Genomic DNA, 7,279 nt, shown 5'->3' with positions numbered 1-7,279 from the left:
GTTCATCGCGGGGTCCTGCTTCTGGGGGTCCCGGGTGGCGGGACGGTCGATCGTTCCTGTGCCGATGGAGTTCATGCCGCGACCGGGTTCTTGCGCGGACGGCCACGCGGGCGCTTCCGGGGTACGACGACGCCCTGGACGAAGAGCTCGCCGCCCCAGACACCCCAGGGCTCACGGCGGTCCTTGGCACCGGCAAGGCATGCCTCGCGCACGGGGCAGGTCTGACACAGCGACTTGGCGTACTCGACGTCGGCCGGCGACTCGGCGAAGAAGACCTCCGGGTCATAGGTGCGGCACGGGACGGCGGCGCCGAGGCGGTCGATCTCGTCGTCGAGCTCGGTGAGGGGCAGCAAGGGGTTCTCCTGGAGGTCGGGCGGGGGAATCAGGTCGGTGGCGACGGACGGGGTGTGCGTCTGGAGTTGCACGGTGGTGTGTTCCTCGTCTGTTCGGCCCGGCTGGTGGCTGGGCTGTCGTATGGCGCCCTCCGCCGGCTGCGGAGGGACAAACAAAAGGGCCGCGGATCCCGGTGTGGGTTCCGCGGCCCTGGAAGGTGCCGACCTGATCTCGCCGATCAGGCTGGATCACTCCAGGGTTCGAGCCCGCGGAAGGCCCACATGCTGTTCTGCTGCGTGAGGTACTGAGTCGTGGCGTACTGAGTCCGGGATTCGGCACCATTGGCCGCCGCAAAGGCAAAGGCGTACGCGTTTGCCGCTGCTGCTACCTCAGGTGCCTTGGTCGGTCGCTCGCTGCGCTCGCGAATCGGAAGAACCGCGAGGGACACGGGACGCACTGCCGCGACGCCGGACGGACGGACGGAACCGGACAGGCCGGCTCCGGACAGACCGGTGCCATGGAGCGAAGAGCCGAGCGGGCAGGGGGCGACGACCGAGAGATCGGTCATTTTCTGGTTCTCGATGAAGCTGATCACTGGTCTCGCCTCCTTTCGGCGTCTTCGGGGACCGATGCGAACCGGTCCGGGTCGTTCAGTACAGCACGAATCCAACGGTTCTCGGAAGGCCCGTTGTCTCCGTGCTTCCGAAGGCTATGGGGATGCGCTCCGCGCGCGCAAACTATTTTTCCGACGACTTTTGCGCGTCGCAGAAACCGTTCCCCGGAAGCCCTCATTCCGTAGCGTCCTCGTCGCCTCCGACCTGGTCCGTCGCGAGTTCTCCACCGGGGAGTTCCTCCCCCGCGCACAGGGCCAGGACGTCGGCGCCGAATCTGCCGAGCTTGCGCCTTACTACTCCAGGGATGCTCGCCAGCTCCTGCTCGGTTCCCGGAACGGCCTCGGCTATCGCCATGAGTGTCTTGTCGGTGAAGACGCAGAATGCCGGCTGGCCCAGCGCGGCGGCCTGCGCCTCGCGCCACTCCCGCAGCCGCTCGTACAGCCCCTCGTCGAGGTCGGAGGGGCAGTCCTCGCAGCGCATCAGCTTCATCTCGCCGCCGTCGGTGAGCACCCGGCCGCACACCCGGCAGCGGATCGGCCCGCGGCGCTTTCGGCGGACCGTGTCCCGCTCCTCGCCCGGACCGGCCGCTCCCCCGCCGCCGATGCCGCGCTCGATGCCGCCGCTCCCGCCGGGCGAGCGGTGTCCCGCGCCCCCGGAGCCCGGCCGCAGTCCTTTCAGGAACCGGCTGGGACTCCGGTGGGCCCGGCCGCCGGGAGACCGCGAGAGGGCCCACGAGAGGCTCAGGTGGCGCCGGGCACGTGTGATGCCGACGTACAGCAGGCGGCGCTCCTCCTCCAGTTGCTCGTCCGTCTTGGCGTACGTGATCGGCAGCATGCCGTCGGTGAGGCCGACCAGGAAGACCGCGTCCCACTCCAGGCCCTTGGCGGCGTGCAGCGAGGCGAGCGTCACACCGTCGACGGTCGGGGCGTGCTGGGCGTTCGCCCGCTCGTCGAGCTCGGCGACCAGGTCGGCGAGGGTGGCCCCGGAGCGGGCCCGCGCGAAGTCCTCGGCGAGCCGGACCAGCGCTGCCAGCGACTCCCAGCGGTCCCGCACGGCGCCGGAACCGGCCGGCGGCCGGTCGTCCCAGCCCATCTCGCTGAGCACGGCCCGGACCTCGGAGGGCAGGTCCATGGCGTCGTCCAGCAGGGCGTCGTTCCCGCCGAAGCGGGCCGCGGCGCGCAGCTTGTGCCCGGCCTCACGGACCTCCGGACGCTCGAAGAACCGCTCGGCCCCGCGGAGCTGGTACGGCACGCCCGCGTCTGCCAGCGCCTGTTCGTACACCTCGGACTGGGCGTTGATCCGGAACAGTACGGCTATCTCGCCCGCGGGCACGCCCGAGGCGATGAGGTCGCGGATCCGGCGCGCTGTGCCCTCCGCCTCGGCGGGCTCGTCGCCGTACTCGGTGTGCACCGGCTCCGGGCCCGCCTCGCGCTGGGAGATCAGCTCCAGGCGGTGCTCGGCGGCGCGGCCGCGGGCCTGGGCGAGGAGGCCGTTGGCGAGATGGACGATCTGGGGGCTGGAGCGGTAGTCGCGGACCAGCTTCACGACGGTCGCGCCGGGGTGGCGGGTGCGGAAGTTCAGCAGGTGATCGGGGGTGGCGCCGGTGAAGCTGTAGATCGTCTGGCTGGCGTCGCCGACCACGCAGAGGCTGTCGCGGTCGCCGAGCCACAGCTCCAGGAGGCGCTGCTGGAGGGGGCTGACGTCCTGGTACTCGTCGACGACGAAGTGCTGGTACTGGGCGCGGACCTGCTCCGCGATGTCCGGGCGCTCCTGGAGCACCCCGACCGTGAGCAGCAGCACGTCCTCGAAGTCGATGACGCCGCGGTCCCGCTTGAGGTCCTCGTACGTGCGGTAGATCTGGGCGATCTCGGCGGGGTCGCGGGGGGCCTCGCGGGTCGTCTTGGCCACGGCGGCGGGATAGTCGGCGGGCACGGTCTGGGTGACCTTGGACCACTCGATCTCGCTCGTGACGTCGCGCAGCTCCGTGCGGTCCAGCCGGATGCCGGAGCGGGCCCCGGCCTCGGCGACCAGCTGGACCTTGCGGTCCAGCAGCCGGGGGACCTCGCCGCCGACGGCCTTGGGCCAGAAGTACTGGAGCTGGCGGAGCGCGGCGGAGTGGAACGTACGGGCCTGGACGCCGCCGGCGCCGAGCTGGCGCAGCCGGCCGCGCATCTCGCCCGCCGCGCGGTTGGTGAACGTGACGGCCAGGACGGTGTTCGGCTGGAGGATGCCCGCGCGGACGCCGTAGGCGATGCGGTGGGTGATCGCGCGGGTCTTGCCCGTGCCCGCACCGGCCAGCACGCAGACGGGGCCGTGCAGCGCGGTGGCGACCTCGCGCTGCTCGGGGTCGAGCCCTTCCAGCACCGCGTCGGCGTCCGCCGGGGCGGCGGGGAAGTTCGTCGCCTGCGGTGCCTGCGGGAAGAGGGTGGGATCCGTTGCTGCTGTCACCCCGCCATGCTGCCAGGTCCACGGCGGCGGCCGGGAATGTTGTCCACAGCCGGGCCCTGCGGTCATACGAATACGCGCGTCCCGTAGACGGCCGGGAATGGTCGGGGGTGGTGGCGCGTTAAACCTTCCGGCTGCGGCAGTCGCCGCGGTCCCCAGCAGCACAGCTGACCACAGCGCATAGCTGACCAGCACGAAGGAGTACGGGACTCATGGCGGGCACTGTCACGATGTACAGCACCACGTGGTGCGGTTACTGCCGTCGGCTCAAGAGCCAGATGGACCGCGAGGGCATCGCGTACACCGAGGTCAACATCGAGCAGGACCCGGAGTCGGCGAAGTACGTCGAGGCCGTGAACGGCGGCAACCAGCTCGTGCCGACCGTCGTCGTGGTCCCCGCGAGCGGCGGCGAGCAGCACGCGATGGGCAACCCGCCGCTGGCGTGGATCAAGGAAAAGCTCGGCGCCTGAGACCCGCAGCCGCAATGCGTGAGGGCCGGAACCCCAAGGGGTTCCGGCCCTCACGCATGCCCGCTACGGCTTCGGCAGCGGCTTGCCGTACCAGAGCTCGATCAGGCGGGCCGCGATGGAGATGCCGTACGGCGGCAGTACCTCGCCCGACTCGAACGCCTCACGCAGGTCCTCACGCGAGAACCAGCGGGCCTCCTCGATCTCCTCGCCGTCCACCTGGATCTCGGGCGAGGTGGCGCGGGCCATGAAGCCGAGCATCAGGCTGGAGGGGAAGGGCCAGGGCTGGCTGGCGACGTACTCGACGTCCCCGACGACCACGCCGGCCTCTTCGAAGACCTCGCGCCGCACCGACTGCTCGATGGACTCGCCGGGCTCGACGAAACCGGCGAGCGTGGAGAACCGGCCTTCGGGCCAGTGCACCTGGCGGCCGAGCAGCGCGCGGTCCTCCTCGTCGGTGACGAGCATGATCACGGCCGGGTCGGTACGCGGGTAGTGCTCGGCTCCGCAGGCCGGGCAGCGGCGGATGTGGCCGGCGGCCGCGATGACCGTGCGCTCGCCGCAGCGTGAGCAGAAGCGGTGCAGCCGCTGCCAGTTCTCCAGGGCGACGGCGTGCACAAGAAGGCCGGCGTCGCGTTCGGACAGCAGCAGGCCCGCTTCCCGCAGCCCCGCGGGGCGTGCGGACTGGTCCATGCGCCCCGGCAGCGAGTCCTTCTGCAGCGCGAAGTACCGGACGCCGTCCTCGTCCTGGCCGAGGTAGTAACGGTGGGTCTCGGTCATCGGCGCCTCGAAGGAGGGCGTCATGACCAGTTCCGTGCGGCCGTCCGGGGTGTCGTCCACCAGCGCCTGACCGCCGGAGACCACGAAGACGCGCGTCGTCGGGTGGCTCCACGCCGCGGCGAGCCATGCCTCGTCGAGTCGGTGATGCGCGCTGCGGTCGATGCCGCTGTCGGCGCTGAAGGTGATGGGCCGGTCTGCGTGGTGATCGATCCGGGTGGTCACTGGTGTTTCCAACTCCCCCTATGCGAGAGGTGCGGGCTGCGTACGGATGTGCGGCGGCGGCACTATGAAGGGCCGCGGTGGGCGGGTCACGCCGGCCGCCAGTTCTCCGCCAGGTCGCCCCACAGGTACGCCGTGGTCTCGACGCCCTTCATGAGCAGGTCCAGCTCGACCTTCTCGTTGGGAGCGTGCCAGCCGTCGGACGGGACGGAGATGCCGAGGAAGAGCACGGGGGCGCCGAGCGCGTCCTGGAGGTCGGCGGCGGGTCCGGAGCCGCCCTCCCGGGTGAAGCGGACCTGCTGCCCGAAGGCCCGGCCCATCGCGCGGACGACCGACTGCAGGGCAGGGTGGTCCAGTGGGGTCAGACAGGGCCGGGTGGCGCCCCAGAAGGTGATGTCGTGCCGGATGCCGGCGGGCAGCCGCTCGGCGACCCAGGTGCGCACGGCCTTCTGGACGGCGTCCGCGTCCTGGCCCGCGACCAGCCGGAACGACAGCTTCAGCTGGGCGGCGGACGGGACGATGGTCTTGCCGCCGGGGCCCTGGTAGCCGCCGCCGATGCCGTTGACCTCGGCGGTGGGGCGGGCCCAGATGCGCTCCAGTACCGAGTAGCCCGCCTCGCCGAGGGCGGCGTGCGAATGCGCCGTGCGCACCCACTGCTCCTCATCGAAGGGCAGCTCGGCGAAGAGCTCCCGCTCGCGCTCCGTGAGCTCGATCACACCGTCGTAGAAGCCGGGGATCGCGACCCTGCGGTCCTCGTCGTGCAGCGCTGCGGCCAGCCGGGCCGCCTCGGTGGCCGGGTTCGGCACGGCGCCGCCGAAGGAGCCGGAGTGGATGTCCTGGTCGGGGCCGTACAGGTCGATCTGGCAGTCGGTGAGGCCGCGCATGCCCGTGCAGACCGTCGGGGTGTCCTTCGCCCACATGCCGGTGTCGGAGACGATCACCGCGTCGCAGGCGAGGCGGTGCGCGTGCTTCGTGATCAGCGCGGGGAAGTTCGGGGAGCCGGACTCCTCCTCGCCCTCGATGAGCAGCTTGAGGTTGACGGCGGGAGCGGTGCGGCCGGTCGCTTCGAGGTGCGCGCGCACCCCGAGGGTGTGGAAGAACACCTGGCCCTTGTCGTCGGCGGCGCCGCGCGCGTACAGCTTGCCGTCGGCGGTGTGCGGCTCGAAGGGCTCCGTGTGCCAGCCGTCCTCGAGGGCGGCTGGCTGCACATCATGGTGGCCGTAGACCAGCACGGTCGGGGCCTCCGGGTCGCCGGAGGGCCACTCGGCGAACACCGCGGGCAGGCCCTCGGTCTCCCAGACCTCGGCGGTCGGAAAGCCGGTCTCGGTGAGCTTCGCGGCGAGCCATTCAGCGCTGCGGCGTACATCGGGGGCGTGGCCGGGGTCGGCCGATACGGAGGGGATGCGCAGCCAGGCGCCGAGGTCGTCGAGGAAGGCGTCACGTCGGCTGCTGATGTACGTGCGGACAGCGCTGTCCGGGGTGCTGCTCATACCCCTGAGCCTATCGGCCCGTGCGGGTCGTACGGTCGCCGGTCTCACCGCCGTGACCAGCCGGGTACGCCCGGTCGCCGTCGTACGCCTCCGCCGCGCCGCCCGGGGCCTCGCCGAGCAGGATGCGCTCCAGCTCGCGTCGGCCGGGGAGCCGGGCCGGGCGGACGACCTCGCCGCTGCGTACGTACACGAAGGCGGCGCGCACGGCGGACAGCGGGACGCCGCGCTGCTCGGCCCACCCAAGGCGGTACAGGGCCAGCTGGAGCGGGTCGGCGTCCTGGCCGCGGCCGGTCTTCCAGTCGACGATCTCGTAGGTGGGGCCCGTGTAGCCGTCCGCCTTCGGATCGGGGTCCTGGCGGTACACCGCGTCGATGCGGCCGCGGATGAGCCGGCCCGCGAGGGTGAGCTGGACGGGCGCCTCCACCCGGTACGGCGTGCGCTGCGCATACGGGGTGCGCGCGAACGCCTCCTTCAGTACGGCGAGGTCCCGCTCGTCGGCGATGCCATCCTCGTACGGCTCGTCGTCGGCCGCGCCGGGCAGCTCATCGGGGCCGAGCATGGGCAGCGTCAGCTCCTCGAAGCGGGACTCGACCCAGGCGTGGAAGCGGGTGCCGCGGCGCGCGGCGGGCTGCGGGGGGCGCGGCATCGGGCGGGCCAGCTCCCGCGCGAAGCCGTCCGGGTCGGCGGCCAGCCGCATCATCTGCGAGGCGCTGAGCGAGGCCGGCAGCGGCACGTCCTGGACGCGCGCCCTGGACCTGCGCAGCTCCCCCGCCAGGGCGTCGAGGTCCCGGTCCCAGGAGGCGATCGCCCGCCGCTCCTCGGGGGTGAGCGTGACCGCGGCGTCGGCCGCGTCGCCGTCCCGGGCCGCGGGGACGGTGGGGACGGCGCCACCGGAGTACTCGGGAGAGCCCGGGTGCGCGGGATCGGGGGC

The 7,279-nt window shown here is 72.1% G+C and carries 7 protein-coding genes; 1 reads left to right on the top strand and 6 read right to left on the bottom strand.

Annotation, left to right across the window (positions count from 1 at the left end; genetic code table 11):
* Positions 1 to 71: 71 nt before the first annotated feature.
* From CCS38_RS01800 to CCS38_RS01790, 3 genes are all read right to left on the bottom strand, one after another.
* A complete protein-coding gene (locus CCS38_RS01800; RefSeq protein WP_030264188.1) occupies positions 72 to 425 on the bottom strand; it encodes a WhiB family transcriptional regulator in 354 nt (117 codons plus the stop codon).
* Positions 426 to 571: 146 nt separating this feature from the next.
* Positions 572 to 928: a hypothetical protein gene (locus CCS38_RS01795; RefSeq protein WP_223731407.1), complete on the bottom strand. Its 357-nt coding sequence runs from the start codon at positions 926 to 928 to the stop codon at positions 572 to 574.
* 193 nt (positions 929 to 1,121) lie between these two features.
* Positions 1,122 to 3,461, bottom strand: a complete 2,340-nt coding sequence (locus tag CCS38_RS01790; protein ID WP_223731406.1) for an ATP-dependent DNA helicase UvrD2 — start codon at positions 3,459 to 3,461, stop codon at positions 1,122 to 1,124.
* 143 nt (positions 3,462 to 3,604) lie between these two features.
* Between CCS38_RS01790 and CCS38_RS01785 the strand changes: the two genes are divergently transcribed.
* The gene (locus tag CCS38_RS01785) at positions 3,605 to 3,862 is read left to right on the top strand and encodes a mycoredoxin (RefSeq protein ID WP_223731405.1); all 258 of its coding nucleotides are present in this window, start codon (positions 3,605 to 3,607) and stop codon (positions 3,860 to 3,862) included.
* A gap of 63 nt (positions 3,863 to 3,925) precedes the next feature.
* Here the strand turns inward: CCS38_RS01785 and nudC are convergent, their stop codons facing one another.
* From nudC to CCS38_RS01770, 3 genes are all read right to left on the bottom strand, one after another.
* Positions 3,926 to 4,861 (bottom strand): NAD(+) diphosphatase, encoded by a 936-nt coding sequence (nudC, locus tag CCS38_RS01780; RefSeq protein ID WP_030264181.1) that lies wholly within the window; start codon positions 4,859 to 4,861, stop codon positions 3,926 to 3,928.
* An 86-nt stretch (positions 4,862 to 4,947) separates the two neighbouring features.
* Positions 4,948 to 6,348 carry a dipeptidase gene (locus CCS38_RS01775; protein ID WP_223731404.1) on the bottom strand — a complete coding sequence of 467 codons (1,401 nt, stop codon included), beginning with the start codon at positions 6,346 to 6,348 and terminating at the stop codon, positions 4,948 to 4,950.
* Positions 6,349 to 6,358: 10 nt separating this feature from the next.
* Positions 6,359 to 7,279 (bottom strand): PD-(D/E)XK nuclease family protein (locus CCS38_RS01770; protein WP_223731403.1); only part of this gene is annotated, 921 nt, incomplete at its 5' end.

It is taken from the genome of Streptomyces purpurogeneiscleroticus, assembly GCF_020024005.1.
GTDB classification, from domain to species: Bacteria; Actinomycetota; Actinomycetes; order Streptomycetales; family Streptomycetaceae; genus Streptomyces; species Streptomyces purpurogeneiscleroticus.
Note: the sequence above shows the minus strand (reverse complement) of the source record. Positions and strands in the feature narration are given on the sequence as shown.